This window comes from Kitasatospora sp. NPDC093806, assembly GCF_040683335.1.
Classification (GTDB): Bacteria; Actinomycetota; Actinomycetes; order Streptomycetales; family Streptomycetaceae; genus Kitasatospora.
In genome coordinates this window covers 1-20,004 of sequence record NZ_JBFBDO010000131.1, presented here as the reverse complement: position 1 = coordinate 20,004, position 20,004 = coordinate 1, and the positions used below count along the sequence as shown (strand labels likewise).

The 20,004-nt window shown below is 72.7% G+C and carries 25 protein-coding genes; 18 read left to right on the top strand and 7 right to left on the bottom strand.

Annotated features, from left to right (window positions below; all coding sequences use genetic code 11):
• Positions 1–38 precede the first annotated feature (38 nt).
• On the bottom strand, positions 39–776 hold the full coding sequence (locus tag AB0N76_RS35350; protein WP_363564401.1) for a helix-turn-helix domain-containing protein: 738 nt from the start codon (positions 774–776) through the stop codon (positions 39–41).
• A 236-nt stretch (positions 777–1,012) separates the two neighbouring features.
• On the opposite strand from AB0N76_RS35350, the gene AB0N76_RS35345 reads away from it, so the two are divergent.
• On the top strand, positions 1,013–2,245 hold the full coding sequence (locus AB0N76_RS35345; protein ID WP_363564399.1) for a serine hydrolase domain-containing protein: 1,233 nt from the start codon (positions 1,013–1,015) through the stop codon (positions 2,243–2,245).
• Between the two features lie 20 nt (positions 2,246–2,265).
• On the opposite strand, the gene AB0N76_RS35340 is transcribed toward AB0N76_RS35345, so the two are convergent.
• Both AB0N76_RS35340 and AB0N76_RS35335 read right to left on the bottom strand, forming a co-directional pair.
• Positions 2,266–2,478: a hypothetical protein gene (locus AB0N76_RS35340; RefSeq protein WP_363564397.1), complete on the bottom strand. Its 213-nt coding sequence runs from the start codon at positions 2,476–2,478 to the stop codon at positions 2,266–2,268.
• A gap of 23 nt (positions 2,479–2,501) precedes the next feature.
• Positions 2,502–3,440: an aldo/keto reductase gene (locus tag AB0N76_RS35335; RefSeq protein WP_363564395.1), complete on the bottom strand. Its 939-nt coding sequence runs from the start codon at positions 3,438–3,440 to the stop codon at positions 2,502–2,504.
• Positions 3,441–3,509: 69 nt separating this feature from the next.
• Here AB0N76_RS35335 and AB0N76_RS35330 point away from each other — a divergent pair, with 69 nt between their 5' ends.
• The gene (locus AB0N76_RS35330) at positions 3,510–3,890 is read left to right on the top strand and encodes a MerR family transcriptional regulator (protein WP_363564393.1); all 381 of its coding nucleotides are present in this window, start codon (positions 3,510–3,512) and stop codon (positions 3,888–3,890) included.
• On the opposite strand, the gene AB0N76_RS35325 is transcribed toward AB0N76_RS35330, so the two are convergent.
• On the bottom strand, positions 3,887–4,519 hold the full coding sequence (locus AB0N76_RS35325; RefSeq protein WP_363564391.1) for a ScbR family autoregulator-binding transcription factor: 633 nt from the start codon (positions 4,517–4,519) through the stop codon (positions 3,887–3,889). The genes AB0N76_RS35330 and AB0N76_RS35325 overlap by 4 nt on opposite strands.
• 56 nt (positions 4,520–4,575) lie before the next feature.
• A complete protein-coding gene (locus tag AB0N76_RS35320; protein ID WP_363564389.1) occupies positions 4,576–5,193 on the bottom strand; it encodes a TetR/AcrR family transcriptional regulator in 618 nt (205 codons plus the stop codon).
• A gap of 116 nt (positions 5,194–5,309) precedes the next feature.
• Between AB0N76_RS35320 and AB0N76_RS35315 the strand changes: the two genes are divergently transcribed.
• Positions 5,310–6,743, top strand: a complete 1,434-nt coding sequence (locus AB0N76_RS35315; protein ID WP_363564387.1) for an amidase — start codon at positions 5,310–5,312, stop codon at positions 6,741–6,743.
• Between the two features lie 280 nt (positions 6,744–7,023).
• Here AB0N76_RS35315 and AB0N76_RS35310 read toward each other — a convergent pair whose 3' ends face one another.
• Both AB0N76_RS35310 and AB0N76_RS35305 read right to left on the bottom strand, forming a co-directional pair.
• Positions 7,024–7,776: a glycosyltransferase gene (locus tag AB0N76_RS35310; protein WP_363564385.1), complete on the bottom strand. Its 753-nt coding sequence runs from the start codon at positions 7,774–7,776 to the stop codon at positions 7,024–7,026.
• A 2-nt stretch (positions 7,777–7,778) separates the two neighbouring features.
• Positions 7,779–8,567: a GntR family transcriptional regulator gene (locus AB0N76_RS35305; RefSeq protein WP_363564383.1), complete on the bottom strand. Its 789-nt coding sequence runs from the start codon at positions 8,565–8,567 to the stop codon at positions 7,779–7,781.
• Between the two features lie 614 nt (positions 8,568–9,181).
• Between AB0N76_RS35305 and AB0N76_RS35300 the strand changes: the two genes are divergently transcribed.
• The 15 genes from AB0N76_RS35300 to AB0N76_RS35230 all read left to right on the top strand — a co-directional run.
• Entirely contained in the window at positions 9,182–9,430 is a 249-nt protein-coding gene (locus AB0N76_RS35300; RefSeq protein ID WP_363564381.1) for a hypothetical protein, read from the top strand.
• Positions 9,430–9,822, top strand: coding sequence for a WhiB family transcriptional regulator (locus AB0N76_RS35295; protein WP_363564380.1), 393 nt, complete (start codon positions 9,430–9,432; stop codon positions 9,820–9,822). Before AB0N76_RS35300 ends, AB0N76_RS35295 begins: the two co-directional genes overlap by 1 nt.
• 140 nt (positions 9,823–9,962) lie before the next feature.
• The gene (locus AB0N76_RS35290; RefSeq protein ID WP_363564407.1) at positions 9,963–10,865 is read left to right on the top strand and encodes a hypothetical protein; all 903 of its coding nucleotides are present in this window, start codon (positions 9,963–9,965) and stop codon (positions 10,863–10,865) included.
• Between the two features lie 44 nt (positions 10,866–10,909).
• Positions 10,910–11,236, top strand: coding sequence for an RRQRL motif-containing zinc-binding protein (locus tag AB0N76_RS35285; RefSeq protein ID WP_363564405.1), 327 nt, complete (start codon positions 10,910–10,912; stop codon positions 11,234–11,236).
• 17 nt (positions 11,237–11,253) lie between these two features.
• Entirely contained in the window at positions 11,254–11,463 is a 210-nt protein-coding gene (locus AB0N76_RS35280; protein WP_363564378.1) for a hypothetical protein, read from the top strand.
• Between the two features lie 17 nt (positions 11,464–11,480).
• Positions 11,481–12,041: a hypothetical protein gene (locus tag AB0N76_RS35275; RefSeq protein WP_363564376.1), complete on the top strand. Its 561-nt coding sequence runs from the start codon at positions 11,481–11,483 to the stop codon at positions 12,039–12,041.
• 22 nt (positions 12,042–12,063) lie between these two features.
• Positions 12,064–12,729 (top strand): plasmid transfer protein TraA, encoded by a 666-nt coding sequence (gene traA, locus AB0N76_RS35270; protein WP_363564374.1) that lies wholly within the window; start codon positions 12,064–12,066, stop codon positions 12,727–12,729.
• Between the two features lie 147 nt (positions 12,730–12,876).
• Positions 12,877–14,934 (top strand): plasmid transfer protein TraB, encoded by a 2,058-nt coding sequence (gene traB / locus AB0N76_RS35265; protein ID WP_363564372.1) that lies wholly within the window; start codon positions 12,877–12,879, stop codon positions 14,932–14,934.
• A gap of 213 nt (positions 14,935–15,147) precedes the next feature.
• Entirely contained in the window at positions 15,148–15,339 is a 192-nt protein-coding gene (locus AB0N76_RS35260; RefSeq protein WP_363564370.1) for a hypothetical protein, read from the top strand.
• Between the two features lie 34 nt (positions 15,340–15,373).
• Entirely contained in the window at positions 15,374–15,811 is a 438-nt protein-coding gene (locus tag AB0N76_RS35255) for a hypothetical protein (RefSeq protein ID WP_363564368.1), read from the top strand.
• Between the two features lie 14 nt (positions 15,812–15,825).
• Positions 15,826–16,152 carry a hypothetical protein gene (locus tag AB0N76_RS35250; RefSeq protein ID WP_363564366.1) on the top strand — a complete coding sequence of 109 codons (327 nt, stop codon included), beginning with the start codon at positions 15,826–15,828 and terminating at the stop codon, positions 16,150–16,152.
• Between the two features lie 178 nt (positions 16,153–16,330).
• Entirely contained in the window at positions 16,331–16,918 is a 588-nt protein-coding gene (locus tag AB0N76_RS35245) for a hypothetical protein (protein ID WP_363564364.1), read from the top strand.
• 125 nt (positions 16,919–17,043) lie between these two features.
• On the top strand, positions 17,044–17,655 hold the full coding sequence (locus tag AB0N76_RS35240) for an SAM-dependent methyltransferase (protein ID WP_363564403.1): 612 nt from the start codon (positions 17,044–17,046) through the stop codon (positions 17,653–17,655).
• A gap of 178 nt (positions 17,656–17,833) precedes the next feature.
• Positions 17,834–18,706 (top strand): bifunctional DNA primase/polymerase, encoded by an 873-nt coding sequence (locus AB0N76_RS35235; protein ID WP_363564362.1) that lies wholly within the window; start codon positions 17,834–17,836, stop codon positions 18,704–18,706.
• Positions 18,707–18,783: 77 nt separating this feature from the next.
• Positions 18,784–20,004, top strand: a 1,221-nt coding sequence (locus AB0N76_RS35230) for a DUF3631 domain-containing protein (RefSeq protein WP_363564360.1), incomplete at its 3' end; no start/stop codon positions are given.

Genomic DNA, 20,004 nt, shown 5'->3' with positions numbered 1-20,004 from the left:
GAAGTCGGCCGGGCCGACTTCCCACTCCGCCGCCGGGTTCACCCCTCCCGGCCGCCGCTCCGGGTGGCCAGGTGTTGCCGGCACTGCTCCAGCAGCTTCCCCATGGACTCGCCGATCATCAGGAACAGCTCGGTGGAGGACTCGAAACGGGCACCCGCCGGAGTCCCCGTGCCGAGCACCTCGGCTCCCCGGCGGGCCATCTCGGCCAGGATGCCGTTCGTCTGCACCGCTCCGGCAAGGGACTTGAGCCAGATGTCGTCGTCGGTGACGTAACGCTCCCGCCGCTCGCCGGGCGTGCGCTCCCGCCGCAACAGCCCCTGCTGCTCAAGGAAGCCGACGGCGTGCGAAATGGACGCCGGGCTCACGCGCAGGCGCTGGACCAAGTCCGCCGCGGTGAGGGCGCCGGCGTCGCTGGTGTACAGGCAGGCCAGCACCCTGGCTTCCATCTTGGGCAGCCCCGACTGCGCGAGCAGCGCGGTGAAGGACTCCGTGAACTCCCGCACCGCCTGCGGGTCGCGCCCGTACCCGTCGTCGGGCACCGCCGTCGCCGCCTCCGGACGGGCGGCGGCCTGCTTGCCGCGTCGCGCACGCTGCCGCGTGGCCTCGCCCGCCCGGTCCGCCCCGTAGCCCTCGGGGCCGCCGTTGCGGGTGACCTCCCGCATGACGGTCGACGCGGGCCGTCCCAGCCGCCGCCCGATCTCGGCGTAGCCGAGCCCCTCGGCCAGCCCCTCGGCGATGTGCTGGCGGTCCTCGGCGGTGAGCCTGCCTCCGGGCATCGGTCCTCGTCTCCCGTCTGTCGACATGCTGCGCAGTATGCATTCAGTCCGAGCCCATTGCAAAGGAGCCTTCGGGTGACCATTGCATTCAGCTCCACATTCATTGCAATGGAAGGCCTCCAATGCCGCCACCTACAGGCAGGTAAGCCCATCGAAGAGCGTTGACGGATCACTGAACGCAATGTAGCTTCTTCATCGTTCAGTAATTCCCGAACGCAAACTGGGTGGGGAAAACCATGACGGTCACCAGCAACAACGGCATCTCCGAGGCGGGCCTGCGCAAGGTGCGCGACGTCCTGACGCGACACGTCGAGTCCGGGAGGATCCCCGGCGTCGTCGCGCTGCTCAGCCGGGGGGACGAGACGTACGTCGAGGCGATCGGCACCATGAACCACGGTGGCGGCGCGCCGATGCGGCGGGACACGATCTTCCGGATGGCCTCGACCTCCAAGCCGGTCACGGTGGCGGCGACGATGGTCCTGCTCGACGAGTGCCGGCTGCGCCTGCACGACGTGGTCGACCCGTGGCTGCCCGAGCTCGCCGACAGGCAGGTGCTGAAGCGGATCGACGGCCCGCTGGACGACACCGTGCCCGCCCGGCGGCCGATCACCGTCCGCGACCTGCTGACCTCCACCTTCGGTCTCGGCATGGACATCACGGCGCTCGGCACCCCGATCATGGGCGCGATCATCGAGAACGGCCTCACGCCCGACCTGCCGACGCCGATGCCCGAGCCGGACGAGTGGATGCGCCGCCTCGGCGCGCTCCCGCTGATGCACCAGCCCGGCGAGCGCTGGCAGTACCACATCAGCAACGACCTGCTCGGCGTGCTCGTCGCGCGGGTCACCGGCCAGTCGTTCGAGACCTTCCTGCGGGAGCGCGTCTTCGGCCCGCTGGGGATGGCGGACACCGGCTTCCATGTGTCCGCCGACAAGATCGACCGGCTGCCTCCGCTCTACGCCCCCGACCCGCGGACCGGCGAGTTCCACGTGTGGGACGAGCCCGCGGACGGACGCTGGAGCCGGCCCCCGGCGTTCCCGGGCGGTGGCGGCGGGCTGGTCTCCACCGCTGACGACTTCCACGCCTACTTCCGGATGCTGCTGAACGAGGGCGTGCACGACGGCGAGCGGATCCTGTCCCGGCCCGCCGTCCGGCTGATGACCACCAACAGCCTCACGTCCGAGCAGACCGCCGTCCGGGACGCCATGGCCCGCGACAACGCGCACCTGTCGTTCGGCCAGGGGCAGCACGGCGGTTGGGGCTTCGGGATGGCGGTGCGCTCGTACCGCGGCGACTACGCGCCGATCGGCCAGTTCGGCTGGGACGGCGGCGCCGGCACCTCGACCTACGCGGACCCGGAGAACGGCCTCACCGGCATCCTGCTCACCCAGGTCGGGATGACCGTCCCGAGCGCGCCGCAGCTGATCCACGACTTCTGGACCACGGTTTACCAGGCCATCGACGCCTGACCGGGCGATGCTTGGCCGAGCTACGCCTGGCCGAACTGCGCCTGACCTGTCGCCGGCAGGACGCGCCAGGTCGGCTCCAGCGGCAGCAACCCACCGCTGGGCGACTCGATGTCGGCCCCCACCCCGGCTCGCTCGCGCAGGGCCGGCAGGTGTCCGGCGGCGTAGCGCGCGTGCGCGGCGGCATCCGTCCACAGGGTGGTGACCAGGTAGCGGTCCGGGTCGAGTCTTCCCACTCCGGACTCGGGTCCGACGCCCCTCACGCCTCCCCGGCCCCGACGCCCCCCTCCCCGGCGGCGATGCCGTCCAGCCGGGCGTACTGCTCGTCGGTCAGCTGGACGGCCGCCGCGCCCAGGTTCTCCACCAGGTGCTTCTCGGACGTGGTGCCCGGGATCGGCAGGATGTTGGGCGAGCGGTGCAGCAGCCAGGCGAGCGCGGTCTGCGCCGGGGTGGCCCCGACCTCGCGGGCGACCTCGGAGACCGGGCCGTCCGCGCCCGCGTGGCCGCCGACGGCGATCGGGAAGAACGGCAGGAACGCGATGCCGCGCTCGGCGGTGAAGTCGACCACCGCGTCGTGCCGGCGGGTGGCCAGGTTGTACCAGTTCTGCACGGCGGCGATCGGGGCGATCTCCAGCGCCTGCTCCAGCTCGTCGACGGTGACCTCGGAGAGGCCGATGTGCCGGACCTTGCCCTCGTCCTGGAGCTGCTTGAGCGCGCCGATCTGGTCGGCCAGCGGCACCGCGGGGTCGATCCGGTGCAGCTGGAGCAGGTCGATCCGCTCGACCCGGAGCCGGCGCAGGCTCAGCTCGGCCTGCTGGCGCAGGTACGCGGGGTGGCCGAGCGGGACCCACTCGGACGGGCTCGGGCGGGTCAGGCCGACCTTGGTGGCGACCACGACGTCCGGGGCGTACGGGTGCAGCGCCTCGGCGACCAGTTCCTCGCCGCCGCCGAGGGCGTAGGAGTCGGCGGTGTCGACGAGTTGGACGCCGTGCCCGACGGCGGCGCGCAGCACGTCGAGGGCGGCGGAGCGCGGGGTCGGGGGGTGCCAGATGACCGCGTCGGCGGGCTTGAGGTCCGGGGTGTCGGCGAGGCGCATGGTGCCGTAGCCGATCCGGCGGACCGTCAGGTCGCCGCCGATCGCGAAGGTCTGACGCGCGGTCGTGTCAATCGCCCTGGGGCTGATCTCGATGTCGCTCATGCCGATCACGGTAGGATCTCTCATCCATGTGAGATTCAAGGGGACGCACGGCGATGTGAGGGGTGTCACATGCGGATCGGCGAGCTGGCGGCGGCGACCGGGGTGAGTGTCCGCCTGCTGCGGTACTACGAGGAGCAGGGCCTGCTGGAGGCCAGGCGGCCGGAGGGCGGCCACCGCCGGTACGACGAGGGCGCGCCGACGGTCGTCCGCAACATCCGGGCCCTGCTGGGGGCGGGACTCTCCACCAGCGCCATCCGGGACGTGCTGCCCTGCGTGGACGGCGAGGGCGCGGTGGCCTCCTGCATGCTGGACGTGCTGGAGGAGCGGCTCGACCTGCTCGACCGGCAGATGCTCGCACTCGGGGCGAGCCGGGCCGCGCTGGCGGGGATCGTCTCGGCGGCCCGCCGGGAGGCCGAGGCGTCCCCGGCCGCCGAACCGGTACCGGCTTAGACCCGCCGTCCCGCGTCCTGTCCCGCGAGGAACGCCCGCAGCTCGGCGACCACCGGTGCGGGCGCCAGGCCGGGCAGCAGATGCCACCAGAGCCGGACGATCCGCTGCGACAGGTCGGCCCGCCCGGTGTACAGGAGCGACATGACCTGCGACCCGGCGTACGCCGCGACCAGGACCTGCGCGAACTCCTCGATCACGACCTCGTCGAGCAGTTCCCCGGCCCGCCGGGCGGCCTCCAGTTCGGCGTGGAACTGCTCGGCCCACCTCTCGTACGGGTTGAAGTCGCGCAGCCCGAGCTGCCCCTGCTCGACGGCGAGGGTGACCCCGGCGCGCAGCAGCACGTTCTCCCGGAGCTCCTCGGCCAGGTAGAGGGTGGTGGCGATGAGCTGGCGCAGTCCGGCCGGCCGCCCGGGCAGGTCGAGGTCGGAGGACTGCTCGTCGATGACCGCCTTCGCGAGGTCCTCCTTGGACCTGAAGTGGAAGTACATCGCGCCCTGGGTGGTCCCCGCCTGATTGATGATCTTGCTGACGCTGGACCCGCTGAAGCCGTACTCGTCGAAGACCCGGGCGGCGGCGCGCAGGATCGTCTCCCGGGTGCGCACGGCCCGGTCCTGCTGCGCTCGTGCCACCGGAAGCTCCCAACGCCTCGGCCGACGAAGGGCTCGGCCATCAAGAAGAACGACCGCTATGGTATTTGGCGCGGGGTCGAGCGTGCACAATGCGTCCAGAGCCCGCCCAGGTGGGCGTGCAGGACCTCCTCGGCCTGGCGCTCCGTCAGCCGGCCGATCAGCACGTGCGTGGTGAGCCCGTCCACCAGCGCCAGCAGCGTCCGCGCCTCCCGCTCCACGGCGTCGACCCCGGTCTGAGCCCCCGCCTCCGTCAGCAGTCGGACGAGCAACTCCTCCATCGCCGCGTAGCCGGTCCGCAGGGTCCCGGCCAGCGGCCCGCTCACCGCCGCCTGCGCCACGAAGGCCAGCCAGACCCGCGCCTCGGACCGCTGTCCGGCCCGCAGCAGCGCGAGCTCCTCGGCGGCGTACCCGACGGCGCTGGCGGCCGACTGCGCCGGACTGCCGACCAGCCGCTCCCGCACCCGCCGCCCGATCTGCTCGCCGACGTGCCCGAGCGCGAAGACCAGCATCTCCTCCTTGGTGCGGAAGCACCGCTGGACGGCCCCCATCGAGAGCCCCGCCCGCTCGGCGACGTCCCGCACTGTGACACCCTCCAGCCCGCTCTCGTCGGCGAGGCGGCAGACCGCCTCGGCGATCACCCGCCGCCGCTCCTCGTGGTCTACCTGCCGGGGCATCGCTGGCCCTCCCGGTTATTCCGATGCGCTCGTATCACTTCCCAGTGTACGTTTCCGATGCAACCGCATCACTACCCCTCTCCCTCTCTTCCTTCCCCTCCCCGTGGAGCACCCCCATGCCCGACCCCGACCTCTGGACCCTCACCGCCACCGCCCAGGCCCGGGCGGTCCGCACCGGCGAGGTCTCCGCCACCGAACTCGTCGACGCCCACCTGACCCGGATCGCCGAGGTCAACCCGGAAGTCAACGCGATCACCCAGCTGCTCGCCGACCGCGCCCGCGCCGACGCCGCCGCCACCGACCGCCGCCGGGCGGCCGGCGAACCGCTCGGCCCGCTGGCCGGGGTGCCCTTCACCGTGAAGGAGACCACCGCGATCGAGGGCGTCCCGACCACCTTCGGCGTCCCGCGCTTCCGCGACCTGGTCGCCCCCGCCGACGCGCCCCCGGTGGCCCGGCTGCGCGCCGCCGGGGCGATCCCGATCGGCCACAGCAATATCCCCACCCTGGTCCTGTCCGGCATGCACACCCGCAGCGAACTCTTCGGCGACACCGTCAACCCCTGGGACCCGGCCGTCACCCCGGGCGGAACCAGCGGCGGCGACGCGGTCGCCGTCGCCACCGGCATGGCAGCCCTCGGGCTCGGCAACGACTCCGGCGGCTCGATCCGCGTCCCGGCCGCCTTCTGCGGCGTGGCCGGCCTCAAGCCGGGCTACGGCCGGTTCCCCGCCGACCACCGCATCCTCGGCCCCGCCGACCCCGGCCCGGCCTCCCAATTCCTGGTCACCGACGGCCCGCTGGCCCGCAGCGTCGCCGACCTCCGGCTCGCCTTCGAACTCCTCGCCGGCACCGACCCGCGCGACCCGCGCGCCGTCCCCGCGCCCCTGGACGGCGAACCGCTACCGGGCCCGATCAAGGTCGCGGTGGTCGCCGACCCGGGCGGCCACGGCGTCCACCCCACCGTCCGCGCGGCCGTCGACACCGCCGCCGACGTCCTGCGCGCCGCCGGCTACGACGTCCGCGAGGTCCCGGACGTCCCCCGCCTCGACGAGACCCTCGCCGCCTACGAACTCCTCACCGTCACCGAGTTCGCCCCCACCTGGCCGGCCGTCCGCCCCCTCCTCGGCCCCGGCGGCGACCGCTACCTCGCCCCGGTGATGGAGCGCACCCGCCCCGCCACCTCCGCCGAGTTCATGACCCTGATGGGCACCTGGCTCACCCTCCGCCGCGCCTGGGCCGAGTTCCTCGACGAGTACCCCCTCCTCCTCGGCCCCGTCTACACCGAACCCGCCCCGGCCCCCGGCCTCGAATCCCGCGACCCCGCCTCCCGCGACCGCGTCGCCACCGCCATGCGCCTCTGCACCGCCACCAGCTTCGCCGGCCTCCCCGCCGTCACCGTCCCCACCGGCCTCGCCACCCACCTCCCCACCGCCGTCCAACTCATCACCCGCCCCCACCGCGAAGACCTCGCCCTCACCGCCGCCCACACCCTCGAATCCACCCTCCCCCCACTCACCCCCATCACGCCCACGAAGCCCACCACCGCACGCTGACCCCGGAGCCCCGACGAAAACACAAAAAACCAGTCAGGTCCGGTAACCCTTGCGGGCTACCGGACCTGACTGGTCTTACTGGGTCGGGGTGGCGGGATTTGAACCCACGGCCTCTTCGTCCCGAACGAGGGCCGGGGCGAGGAGCAACCTGCGCAGATGTACGAACGTGCAGGTCAGAGCGTCGGGTTCCGTTGGTTACCGTGGCGCTAGCGCGGGGCGAATCTCAAGATCTTCTCCCGAGTTTCTCCCAGCGACTCCCAGGGGACTGTCGGGAGCGGAGTCAGTTGTCGACTCGCCACCCTTCGAGCGCGGTCAGTGCCCGTGCCCGCGCCTCGACAACGGCCATGCGTGCCGACCGCTCACCCTCGTGGACGTGCGCCGCCTGGCTGGTGCTCTGCCCGGGCCACTTGCGGTACAGAAGGCCCGTCTCCGCGCTGAAGTAGCCGCGGCTCACCGCGTTCAGGGCGAGCAGAAGTCCCGTGTCCTCGGAAGCGGGGAGTGCCATCCAGCCGCCGAGCGCCAGAAGCAGGTCCCGGCGGACGCACAGCGTCGCGGGGTGCACCTGGGCGCGGAAGTCGTGCGCTTTCCAGTGTTCAAGGACAGCGCCACGTTCGACCGGGCCTTCCAGCGGATCCTGGTCGAACCCGACTGTGGAGCCGTCCGGCAGGAGGTCGAGCACGCGGGAAGTGGTCCAGCAGATGCCGGGGTTGGCCAGTGCGGCCAGATCACGGGTCAGGGTGCCCGGGGTCAGCATGTCGTCAGCGTCCAGGACCTTGACGAATTCGCCTTCGGCCCGGGACAGCGCGAGGGTACGGGCGACGCCGGCGCGCCCATGGCGGCCTTGGCCAAAGCTGATCCGAGAGTCGTCGGGGACGTGCGGAGCGACCGCACCCGTCTCCCCGTCCTCCTGAATCACCCACTGCCAGCCCCACCCGTCGGGAAGCTGCTGGTCGACAAGCGACCTGTAGGCATCGGCCAGGAACGGTGCCGACGGTCCATGCACCGCCGTAATGACGGTCACGATGTTGGTCATGCTCACCACCTTGTCAGCTTGCTCGTGAAGGTCAGCTCGGTGCGGTCGCCTGGCAGAACGACGTCGGAGACCTCGACTACTCGGTCGTTAATGTCGATGCTGACCTTGCGGCAGATGATCACCGACACGCCCGCCGGCAGGCCCAGTTCCTCCGCCTCTTCCGGCGTGGGCGGCCGGGCCCGGAACGTCTCTACGATCCGGTCCAGCTCGATCCCCACTGTCCAGAGCTGGTTCTGGGTGCCCCCAGGCCATGGCTCCTGATCCTCGCGCAGCAGGTCAGGGTTGCCGGCGACCATGTCGAGTACCAGGTAGGACTCCGCCCGGTTGAGTGGCGTCCGTTCCTCCCGGTTCCTGGTTCGGTACGTCCTGCGGAGCAGCATCGTGTCCTCAGGCACGCCGAACTCCGTCGCAAGTTCCCCTGTTGCTGGTACCTGGGCGTACGTCGCCGAGAAGGCCAGGTCGGCAATGGTCAGGCCGGTGTCGCGCTCGGTTGCTCCGGTCTTGAGCCGCTCGGATTCGGGCTGGCGCGCCCGGTCCTTCTCCCACTGGTGACGCGCACCGTCCCGGACGACCTTGGTCGGCTCCCTCCGGACGAACGTCCCCCGGCCGTGCTGCTTCTCGACCAGCCCTTCCGCCCCCAGGACGCCGATCGCCTGCCGCACGGTTGGCACGCTCGTTCCGAACTGATCCGCTAGCGCCGTCTCGGCGGGAAGCCTCTCGCCAGGCTTGCGCTGACCTGCGCGGATCTCTTCCCGCAGCGCGTCTGCGATGCGCTCGTACACCTTCGCCATGGTGGCCTCCGCCGTCCCTCGGTGTGTGACTCGCTCAGGATAAGTCCTCAAGAGGAGTTGACGACTTCCTGAGAACCCGTCATAGTCATTCCCAGCTCCTAAAGAGGAGTTGAGGACAAGTCCTCAACATGACTTTAGGGCTTGCTTGACCTGCACAAACGCGCCTTGGAGCAGTGCAACAGCCGCTCCGAAGGGGTGTCTGTGAGCTGAGGCGGAGGACGCTGCAATCTCCGCAAAGGCCAGGGGATAGGGGTTCGGCTAGGTCCGGCCCTGACTGGCGAGGTGGCCCGGCGACCGCGAGCAACGGCCGGAGAGTGGGGCATCAATGGCCCCCTTGCAGTGTGTGTCCCTTGACCGTTCGAACCGAAGGAGGTGCCTGATGCGCTTGATCATCCGTGTGAGACATAGGTCGCCTCGCCGGGCCGATTCCGGCCGGTGAGGCTGCTCCACCAGCGTTCACGACTTCCGACGTGCCGTTCCGCTCGCTTCGCCGGCGGTGCGGCACGTCGGATTTGCGCGGCCGCTCGTTGAGCGCCCGATCCGCCTAACGGCTGCGGTCCCGGTGCTGCAACACCGGGACCGCTTAGGGCCGTCCGAGTGAAGGACACCGACCCATGAAGCTCATTGTCGCAGGCCAGGACGCCGTGACACCGGGCGAGTTCACGGAACTCGCGCTCGGCTTCGGCATCGACGCCGAACTGTTCACCGGCTCCGAGACCGAGAGCCCCGAGCAGCGGCGGATCCGGCTGGACGCCGCGTGGGACATCCTGCGGGACCTGGACCCGCCGGCCGCCCGCTTCGCCTCCGCGCTGATGCGCACCGCCGCCCGTCGCCGGGCCCTGACCTGGAAGGCGGCGGCGTGATGGCACGAACCCGCACCCTCCTGCGGCACGCGACCCGCACCCCGCACCGGGCCGGCCGCCCGGCCGCGACCGTGCTCGCCGAATACCGCCCGAACCCGGACAGCGACCTGCGCGGCGCCGCCTGCAACGGGGCCGACACCGACCTGTTCTACCCGGAGGTCGACGAGGACGCCGAGGACATCGAGGCCGCCCGCGCGACGGCTGAGTGGGCCGAGCGCCGCGCCAAGATGATCTGCGCCGGGTGCCCGGTGAAGTCCATGTGCCTGGCCGACGCGCTGGAGCGCAAGGAACCGGCCGGGATCTTCGGCGGCCTGAACGAGCGCGAGCGCAACAGCCTGCTGCGGCGGGCGGCCCGCTCCCGGGCCCGGGTGAACATCGGGGCCGCCGGGTGAACGGGCACGGTGTTCACAGCTCCGGCGGGGGCGTTCACCCGGTACTCGGAGAGGCGCCCACCCCGGCCCAGATCCGCCGCACGTCGCGGGTGATCAGCGCCGGTACGTGGGTGCTGACGGGGGCGGTGGTCGCGGTGAGCATGTCCACCGCCGCGCCGTTCATCGACGCCCATTCACCCGGTTACGGGACCGGTCCGGTCATGGCGGTCGCCGGGGACGGGTGCTTCATCCTGAGCCTTCAGGCGGACAGCACCCTCTCCCGCTTCGGCGTGAGCGCCGGAAGGTGGCCGGCCGTCTTCCGGTGGGTCACGGGGCTGGCCACGGTGTGGCTCAACATCGGGGCCGCCGCGCTGGCGAAAGACCTGGTCGGCGTCGTGATCCACCTGATCCCGCCGCTTCTGCTGCTGCTCGTCGCTGAGGCCGGACCGGCCTACCGGCGGGCCCTCGCCCGGCTCGCGAAGCAGCCCCAACCGCCGCTTCGCACCCGCCCGGCGCCGGTCCCGCAGGCAGCCCGGCAGGTGGTGAACGTGCCGCTGTTCACCCTCCCCACCGCGCCGTTCACCCCGCCCCCGCCGCCCACCGAGGCGTTGCCAGTCGGCCCCGTTCCCAGCGCCCGGGAAGCCCTCCCGGCGGCTGCGGTGAACGAGGTGAACACCGAGCCCGTTCACCCCACACTCCCGCCCGTTCACCCCGTCCCGGCCGACCCCGTTGAGCCAGCCGCCGGCCCGCTTGCGCCGGCTGTCGACGACGTGGTCGACGGCCCGGTGTACACCAGCGGGCCGGACCCGGTGAACACCCCGGAGCCCGAACCGTTCACCCCCGAGAACGAGGTGAACACCGACGGCGACGCGGTGGACACCGACCCGCCGGAGCCGGAGCGGCTGGACGGGGCCGAAGCCGCCCGCGTGATCGAGGAGTGCTGGCGCGAGCGCGTCCCGCAGCGCGAGGCCGCCCGCCGCTCCACCCGCTCCCCGGCCTACGTCAGCGCCGTCTACAAGCGGCTCGGCGAGCAGGACGGTAGTGCCGGGGCGGTGGCCGCGTGAGTCGCCCGAGGCACTGGGACCCCACCGGCGACCGGCACGGCGGCATGCCCACCTACCCGTGGCGCATGGCGCCGCGTGGCCTCTTCACCCGCCGCCAACTGCGGGCGAAGGGTCTTCGTCCCGGCGGTCAGGACGTCGCCGCACAGATCCTGTGGCGCTCCCGCTACGGCGGCACCCGGCTCGCCTGCCTCTACCGGATCACGCTGGCCCGTCCGGTGCGGCCGATGACCCCCGCGCGGGCCGCCGCCCTCGAAAAGGCCAACCGGGCCCGCCGCACCTGCCCCGCCTGCGGACAGGACGCCGGCTACGTGCTCCCCGCGCACCTGGGCACCTGCCTGCCCTGCGCCGACAACACCGCCCTCGCAGCCTGAACCCCCAGGAGACCGCCATGAGCACCGATCACACCCCGGCCCCGCCGCCGGAGCTCGCCCAGACCCGCGTCGTGGACGTCTTCCCCCTCCACGGCTTCACCTGCGCCCACACCAGCAACGACGACGGCACCGCCCACTGGTGGCACCTGTTCACCACCGCCGGCCGATCGCTCGGCGCCACCAACCGCCCCGAGCCGCTCGGCTCCCTCATCCGGCAGAACCGCTGACCATTCGGAGGTCCGTCATGGCCCGTAACCGCACGATGAAGATCGACATACCGCAGCAGCACGGTCGGCGCCGGGGTTCGGCGCCGGCCGCGCACGTGGTCGACCTCGGCCAGGGCACCGCGCCCGTGGTCCTGGTCGTCCCCCACCAGCTCTCGCGCGGCGCCCGGCTGGCCCGCTGGGCGGGCCGGGCGCTGTGGCGCCGCCGCACGACGTGGGCGCCGATCTGGGCCGGGATCGGCGCGTTCGCCGCGACCGGCGTGCTGTCGGTCGCCGCGCCGGGCGCCGCCGCCGGGTTCGCGGTGCCGGCGGTGCTGATGCCCGCCGCGTGGTGGCTGGCCGCGCGCCGCTACCCGCGCTCGGCCGTCCGGCGCCAGGCCCGGGCCGCCCTGCGCATCGTGACCACGCGGTCGGCGGGCCTGGCCTGGGCGGCCGCCGCCGTCTGGTTCGGCCCCGCCAACCCGGTGCTCGCCCTGCTCTGGCTGGCCGGCACCGCCACCGCCCAGGTGCTGTGGTCGCGCCGCCTCAAGGCCCTCACCACCACCCCGCTCACCCCCGCCGACGCGGACGTCCAGGACTGAACTCCCGTAAGGAGAAGCACAGATGAGCACTCCTCCCTACACCGGCAACGGCGGCCCGGTCCCGCCGCCCGGAGGCAACGGCGGCGGCGGCAAGTCCGCCGGCCGCCCGCCCAAGGCCAACCCCTCCGCCGGCCACCAGGGCGGCGCGAACGGCGGCGGCCCGGGCAACAGCTACCACTTCACCTACAACCGCACCCGCAACGGCGGCGGTTGGGGCGGTCAGGCCGCGCCCGGCGCCGGCCCGGGGTACGGCGCGGGTCCCGGGTTCGGCGGCGGCCAGCAGGGCGGGCCGGTCGGATCCGCCGGCGGCGCGGGCGCCGGCGCTGGGCGGGGGCCGTCCTACTCGCCGCTCGGCGACCCGGACTTCTTCACCAACGCGGACGTCCGGGCGTTCTGCGAGCGCGGGCGCTCGGCGCTGATGCAGATCTGCTTCGAGCTGGCCATGGCCCACGAGATCCTGAACGCCGTCCTCAAGGAGGTGCCCGACGCGGACGGCCGTCCGTTCGGCGCGCAGGCCCGCGCCCGCCGGGTCTCGAAGCACTTCAAGAAGGCCGCCGACGACGCGAAGGACTGCGCCGCCGAGATCGCCCGCACCTACGCGAGCTTCCAGAAGGAATTCGACCCGGAGATCTCCCGCGTCGCCCGCCCCCGCCAGGCCCCGCGCCGCCCATTCGACTTCGGCGGCTAGCACCGCCCTTCTCCCGGCCACCCCGGGGCGAGGGACGCTCACGTCCCCGCCCCGCCTCGCGGCCGGGTGGCGTGTGCGCGCTCGCCCCGGGTGCCGGGCCCTCTCCCCGCATCTCCCGCACCCCATGGCCCTTCAGGGAGGCAGTCCGTGCCACGCCAGCAGCAGCCCGCCATCCAGCTCGACGGCGGCCAGATCGGCTACCTGCAACTCGACCCCAACCAGCACGCCGGCGGCGTCGGCGAGTACCTCCTCCACCGCGTCAAGCCCTACCTGCCGCCGTGGCTCGTCACCGCCGGCACCGGCGTCCTCTCCATCCCGGCCACCATGGCGTGGGGCGGCTCGGCGGCCGGCGCCGTCGGCCTGACCCTCGCCTCCCTCGGCCTCACCGCCGCCACCTGGTGGGCGGGCAAGAACGCGTCCGCCCAGCGCCGTCTCCACTCCGCGATCACGGTCGCCGCCGGCACGTCGTGGTTCACCGCCGCCTCGCTCGCCGGACCGCTCGCCGGTCCACTGCCGGGCCTGTACTTCATAGGGGGCGCCGCCCTCGCCGGTACCTGGAACGTCCGGCAACTGCTGCGGGTCAACCCGGACGGCACCCCGGCCGGCGCCGACGGCGGCCTCCTGGAAAAGGTCGGCCTCGCCAAGACCATGGTCACCGGCGCCAAAGTCCAGCCCAACAAGGCCGAGTTCGACCTCCAGCTGCCCGGCGGCGAGTTGACCCCCGACGACGTCTCCAAGGCGTTGCCGCGCCTGGCCGGGGCGCTGAAGGTGGCGAAGAACGCGGTCCGGGTCGTCCCGGATCCGGAGGACTCGTCGCGAGCGACGCTCACCGTCGTGCCCCACGACCTGCTGAAGGCCGGCGTCCCCTACCCGGGGCCCTCCCACCCCGGCGGGTCGATCGCCGACCCGATCCACACCGGGATCTACGAAGACGGCGCCCACATGGCGATGTTCTTCCCCGGCGACCCGGAAGCGCACCGCAACGCGATGCACCTGCTGATCATGGGGATGACCGGCTCCGGGAAGTCCGAGGCCGGCCTGACCGCGCTGACCGAGATCATCACCCGACGCGACGTGATCGTGTGGGCGTCCGACCCGGCCAAGGCCGAACAGACCCTCGGCCCGCTGCTGCCCGCCCTCGACTGGGCCGCGCTCACCATGGACGACACCAAAGCCATGATCACGGCGCTCAAGGCCGTCATCCCGGCCCGCACGTCCTGGCTCGCCAAGTACGGCTACAAGCAGTGGGAACCGGCCTGCGCCCGGACGCAGGCCGACGGCTCCCCGGGCATGCCCTACCTGGTGTTCTGGTCGGAGGAGTCCGCCAAGACGATCCGCGAGACCGACGACGACGTCTTCACCGGCCCATCGCAGGAAGCCCGTTCGGCCGGCATCAGCATCGTCATCTCGCTACAGCGCGCTTCCAGCACGCAGATGAGCACCGACACCCGCGCCTCCCTCGGCTCGTCCTGGGTGTTCGGGCTGCGCGACGACCGAGACGCCATGTTCGCGCTCCCGGACGAGGCCATGGACGCCGGCGCCTCCCCGCAGGCATGGAAGGACAAGCGCCCCGGCTACTCCTACATGGTCGCCAACGGGATCCCGGAGACTTTCTGGGCCACCCCCGGCCGCGCCTACCTCACCCCGGTCGACGCCATGACCTGGGCCGTCGCCGAGTTTGCCGACACCCGGGCCACCTGCGACCCGGTCACCGCCAAAGCCGCCGCGAACGCGGTCGGCCCGGCCTTCACCCAGCGCACCCGCTACCCCCTCCCCGCCCTGGCCGCTGGTCCGTACGGCGACGACGAGGGCACCGTCTACGAGCAGGAGCCCGACACCGTGGACTACGACTACGACCTCACCCCCGAGAACGACGGCGACGACGTGGACGGGTGGATCGACCCCGACGCCGAACTCCCGCCTGTCGAGAGGGTGGTGGAGATCGCCCCGCCGGAGGTCCCTCCGCGCACCAAGGTTGGCAAGAGCGAGGCCCAGCGCATCATGGCCGAGATCCTGGCCGAGTTCGAGGCCGCCGGCCTCACGGAGGTCGGCCCGGCCGACTTCATGGCGTACTGCGACCGCTTCCACCGGGGCCGCAGCTGGGTGTCCGGACAGGTCGCCGACATGGTCGCGAGCGGCCGCCTCGAGGAGACCGACGACTCCGGCCGCTACCGCATCGTCCCGCTCCAGCACACCGCCGCCTGACCCCCGCCCCGGCCGGTTCTGACGCGTCTGACGCGTCAGACACCCCCGACGCCGACGGGCCCCATTTCCCCAGGTAACGCGTGCGCGCGAGGGGTGTCTGACGCGTCAGACACCCCTCCCTGACGCTTCTGACACCCCCACCGAACCCGCTCTGACACCCCGCCACCCGCAGCCCCGGATCCCGCTCCGGGGCGCCCGAAGGGACCACCGGCCGTGCTCGTCACCGTCTCCACCGCGCTCCTGTTCGCCGTCATCACGATCGTCCTCGTCCGCTCCCAGCGCGTCTCCTCCGGCGCCGCCGCCCTCGTGTGGCTGTCCGGCTTCACCGCCGCCGGCACCGGCCTCGCCCGCCCCGTCAACGACGCCCTCACCTCCCTCGTGAACTTCGTCTCCACCCTCCACTGACCACCCCACCCGACCGCCCGACAGGAGAAGCACCGTGGACCACACCCAGCCCATGCCGCAGCCGTTCGCCGCCCCGGTGCTCTACACCCCGGACGGCACCCCTTACTACGCCGCACCCGCCCCGCTCACCGCCCCGCCCGCCCTCTACCAGCCCACCCCGCCGCTCCCGGTGCCGGTCCAGTACGGCCACCCCGCGCTCTACGCGCCCGCGCCGCTCCCGCAGCAGCCGGCCGTCGTCCCGGCGCGCGACCCGTGGCCGGCCCGGCTCGCTGCTGGCGGCATCGGGATCGGTGGCGCCGGGATCGGGATCGGCTTCCTCGCGCAGGCTCTCGCCGCCGCCACCACCGCGCTCGGCTTCGTGGCCGCCGGGCTCGCCGTGATCTGGCTCCTCAAGAACACCAACGGCGGCGGGGGCAGGGGCGGGCAGGGCGCCGTGAACGTGCACGTCAACGTCACCAACCGCAACCGCTGACCAGGAGAGCCCCCATGAACGACCTGAACGACGACCCGTACAGCACCTACGCCGACGAGGGCGACCTCGACCAGCCGACCCGCGCCGAGGAGAAGGCGTACGAGATCGCCCTCGACGTCGCCGACGAACAGCGCCACTTCGAGACCGAGCAGGCCGCCGGCCCGCAGCCCGGCCACACCCAGCTGTGCGAGGGCTGCCACGGCAGCGGCGCCGGCTACGAGGACGAGGTCTGGGACGACGACACCCACGACGTCGTCACCGTCGAGCACGACCACTGCCCCGAGTGCGGCGGCTGCGGCTACTACGACTGCGACGACACCTGCGAGACCGACCAGAACTGACCCGGCCTGTGCCGACCGCCGCGCCACCCGGCCCGCCGCCACGACCGGCGACGGCCCGGGTGGCGCGGGGGACGGACAGCCCGCTCCCGCACAGCACGAAACCCCGCACCAGCCGCCGAATCTTGGCAGAGAGACGGTTGGTGCGGGGCCGTGCATCCCAACAGAGACGGGAACCAGCATGCACGACTTCGACCGCTTCACGCTCGTGTTCGTCGACGACATCCGCGACCGGGAGCAGGCCAGCGACGGCCACTCCCGCTACGGCGCCTACCTCCGCATCCATGCCGACCGCTTCAACGACGACGGCGAGCCGCTCCGGCCGGTGGACTTCGCCGTGGCCGCCTGGGAGTGCGCCACCAGCCCGATCATGGGCGGCGGCTACATCGAGATCCGCCCGGACCTGCTCGACCTGCGCCCGATCGTCGCCCTGGACGGCAGCCTGCAGATGCGGGCCCGCGTCGCCCTGCGCCACCACCACCTCGCCCACCCCCCGGCCGAACAGTTCGCGGACTGGGCACGCGACCCGTGGCAGCACACCGACCAGCCGTGGCACCACCCGGTCCAGCCGCACCGCGACGACCGCGCCTGGCTGCTGGCCACCGCCGAACTGACCGTCCCCGTGCCCCTGGACATGCTCACCCCGCCGACCACCACCCGACCCGGACGCACCCTCACCCACGAAGCCAAGGCCACCATCGACACCCTGACCTGGCGCGCCAACGACCTCACCCCGCTCATCGCCGACCTGCTCGGCGGTGCCCGGTGAGCGCCCCCACTGCCGCCCTGGCCGCCCTGTTCCTGGCCGCCCGCCCGGCCGCCGGATGGCTGCCCGCCCGGCCTGGGAACGGCCTGACCGTCCTGGACACCTACGGCTGCCAGGGCGGCGCCGGCATGGGCTACTGGCTCGCCGGATACGACGTCCTCAGCGTCGACAACGCCCCGCAGCCGAGGAACCCGTTCGCGTTCATCCAGGCCGACGCCATCGCGTTCATCGCCGAGTACGGGCACCTCTTCGACCTCCAGCACGGCTCCCCGCCCTGCCAGCACTACACCCGCTGCCAGAAGATCCGGGGCCGCGAACACCCCGACCTCATCGCCCCCACCCGCACCGCCATGGAGAGCACCGGGCGGCCGTGGGTCATCGAGAACGTCGAAGAAGCCCGCAGCGAACTGCGGGACCCGGTGACGCTGTGCGGGGCCGCGTTCGGCCTGCGCACCTACCGCCACCGCCTCTTCGAGACCAGCGGCTTCACCATCACCCCGCCGCCCCACCCCGCGCACACGGCGCCGAACGCGAAGATGGGCCGCCCGGTCGCCGACGGCGAGTTCATGCACGTCGTCGGCAACTTCTCCAACGTTCCCCTCGCCCGCTCGGCGGCCGTGATGGGCATGCCGTGGGCCAGCCGCGACGGACTGCGCGAAGCCATCCCCCCCGCCTACACCGAACTCATCGGGCGGCAGACCGCCGCCCGGACCGGCGGGCCCGCCCTGCTCGCCGCCTAGGACCCGGCCGTGGCCGCCCTGGACTGGCGCGACGCCCGGCACTACGACCGCACCGGCGACCGCCCATGCCGCTGGTGCGGCCGCCCAACCCCGCTGCGCGACGAGCAGCGCAGGCCCTCGCACAAGGTCTGCGCCGAGCAGCACGTCGCGCAGCTCCCGCCGACCTCTGGAGAGCGGCGTGAACCCCCTCCTGCAACTCGCGCTCGAACTGGCCCGTCTCGGCCTCCCGGTGCTGCCCCTGCGGGCCGGCAAGAGCCCGATCGGGAACTGCCCGGCCTGTAGGAAGAACGCCTGCGGCGGCCGGCCCAGCATGAAGGTCCCGGGCCCGTGTGTCTGCCCGGCGCCCTGTCACGCGTGGGCCGCCGCCACCACCGACCCCGCCGTTCTGACCAGCCCGCCGTGGATGCGGGCGTGGCGGGAGGCCGAAGCGGTGGCCTACCACCCGGGCGGCGCCGGGCTGACCGTGGTCGATCTCGACCACGCCGACGCCGTCGCCTGGGCCCGCGCCAATCTGCTCCCCACGCTCACCGTGGCCACCACCCGGGGCGAACACTGGGTCTACCGGGGTGCCATGGCATCCGCCAACAAGGTCCGCCCCGACGTCGATGTCAAGTCGCTTATGCAGTACGCCCGTTGGCTCGGCTACGGAGCCGGCGTCATGGCCCCGCTGCCCGATGCCGTCCGCGCCCTCGTCGCCAGGGAAGAGGCCAACCGGCCGCCGGGGGACGGGGCGCGGGTGGCCTCTTCGCCCCCGCCACCCTGGAGCCGCACCGTGGCCGCCGGGTGCCGCCACACCGAGCGCTACATCCACACCGGCCTGCAACGCGGGCTCGCCAAGATCGCGGACTGCCCGGAGAGCGGCGCCGGATCCCAAGCCTTCGGCGTCGCCCGCTTCCTCGCAGCCCAGCACACCCGGTGCCCCGGCCCCTGCGGTCTCGACACCATCGCCCACCACCTCATCAGCGCGGCGGTCAGCGTCGGTGTCCCGCACGACTACGCCACCCGCGCCGTCGACCGCGGCTTCACCGCCGCCGGTGCCCGCGCTGCCTGACCTGTTCGAAGCGGGCCGCCCTCTCGGCAAAGACCGGCGGCCCGCTCCATTCCAGCCCCAAGACCGGAGAGGCCAGCATGACCGATCCCACCCCGCCCGTCACCACCACCGCAGAGGACGGCGCGGCCCTGCTCGACGCCGTCGAGGCGTTCCACCGCCGCTTCAACGTCTTCCCCAGCGAGGCCGCCTACACCGCCGTCGTCCTGTGGGACGCGCACACCCACCTGCTCGACGCCTTCGAGTCCACCCCCCGCATCGCGTTCCTCTCCCCGGAACCCGGGTCCGGCAAGACCCGCGCGCTGGAGATCATCGACACGCTGACCCCCCGGTCGATGTTCACCACCGACGTGTCGCCGGCCGCGCTGTTCCGGTCTGTGTCGGACCCCGAGGCCCGGCCGACCGTGCTGTTCGACGAAGTGGACACCACCTTCGGGCCGAAGGCCGGCGGCAACGAGGACCTGCGCGGACTCATCAACTCCGGCCACCGCCGCTCCGGCGTCGTCCACCGCTGTGTCGGCGACGGCAGCACCCAGACGGTTCAGGCCTTCCCCGTCTACGCCGCCCTCGCCATGGGCGGACTCGGCGACCTGCCCGACACCATCATGAGCCGCTCGATCATCATCCGGATGCGCCGCCGCGCCCCCAACGAGAAGGTCGAGCCCTTCCGCGAGCGGACCACCGCACCTGAGGGGCATGCCCTGCGCAAGCGGCTCGCCACCTGGGCCGAGACCGCCCGCGCCACCCTCCAGGACGCCGTGCCCGAGATGCCCGAAGGCGTCACCGACCGCCCCGCCGACGTGTGGGAACCCCTGCTCGCCGTCGCCGACGCCGCCGGCGGCCACTGGCCCGAGCGCGCCCGCGCCGCCTGCGTCCAGCTCGTGACCGCCGCCAAGGCCAACGACAAGGGCAGCATCGGCATCCGCCTCCTGTCGGACCTGCGCGACATCTTCGACGGCGCCGAGCGGATGCTCAGCTCCGACCTGCTGAGCAAGCTCGCCGAGATGGACGACGCGCCGTGGGCCGACCTCGACGGCAAGCCCATCACGGCCCGCGCCCTCGCCCGGATGCTCGGCGACTACGTCACCGCCGACAACGACCCCATCAAGACCCGCAACATCAAGACCGGCCCCAAGTCGAGCGCGAAGGGCTACTACGCCTCGGACTTGGCCGACGCCTGGGTGAGGTACTGCCCGCCCCGCTCCCAGGAATCCGCTACTGCCGCTACTGCCGCTACCGCGCAGGTCAGGGCCCTGTTTCCGGTAGCGGATACGGCAGAGGTAGCGGATACCGATCCGCTA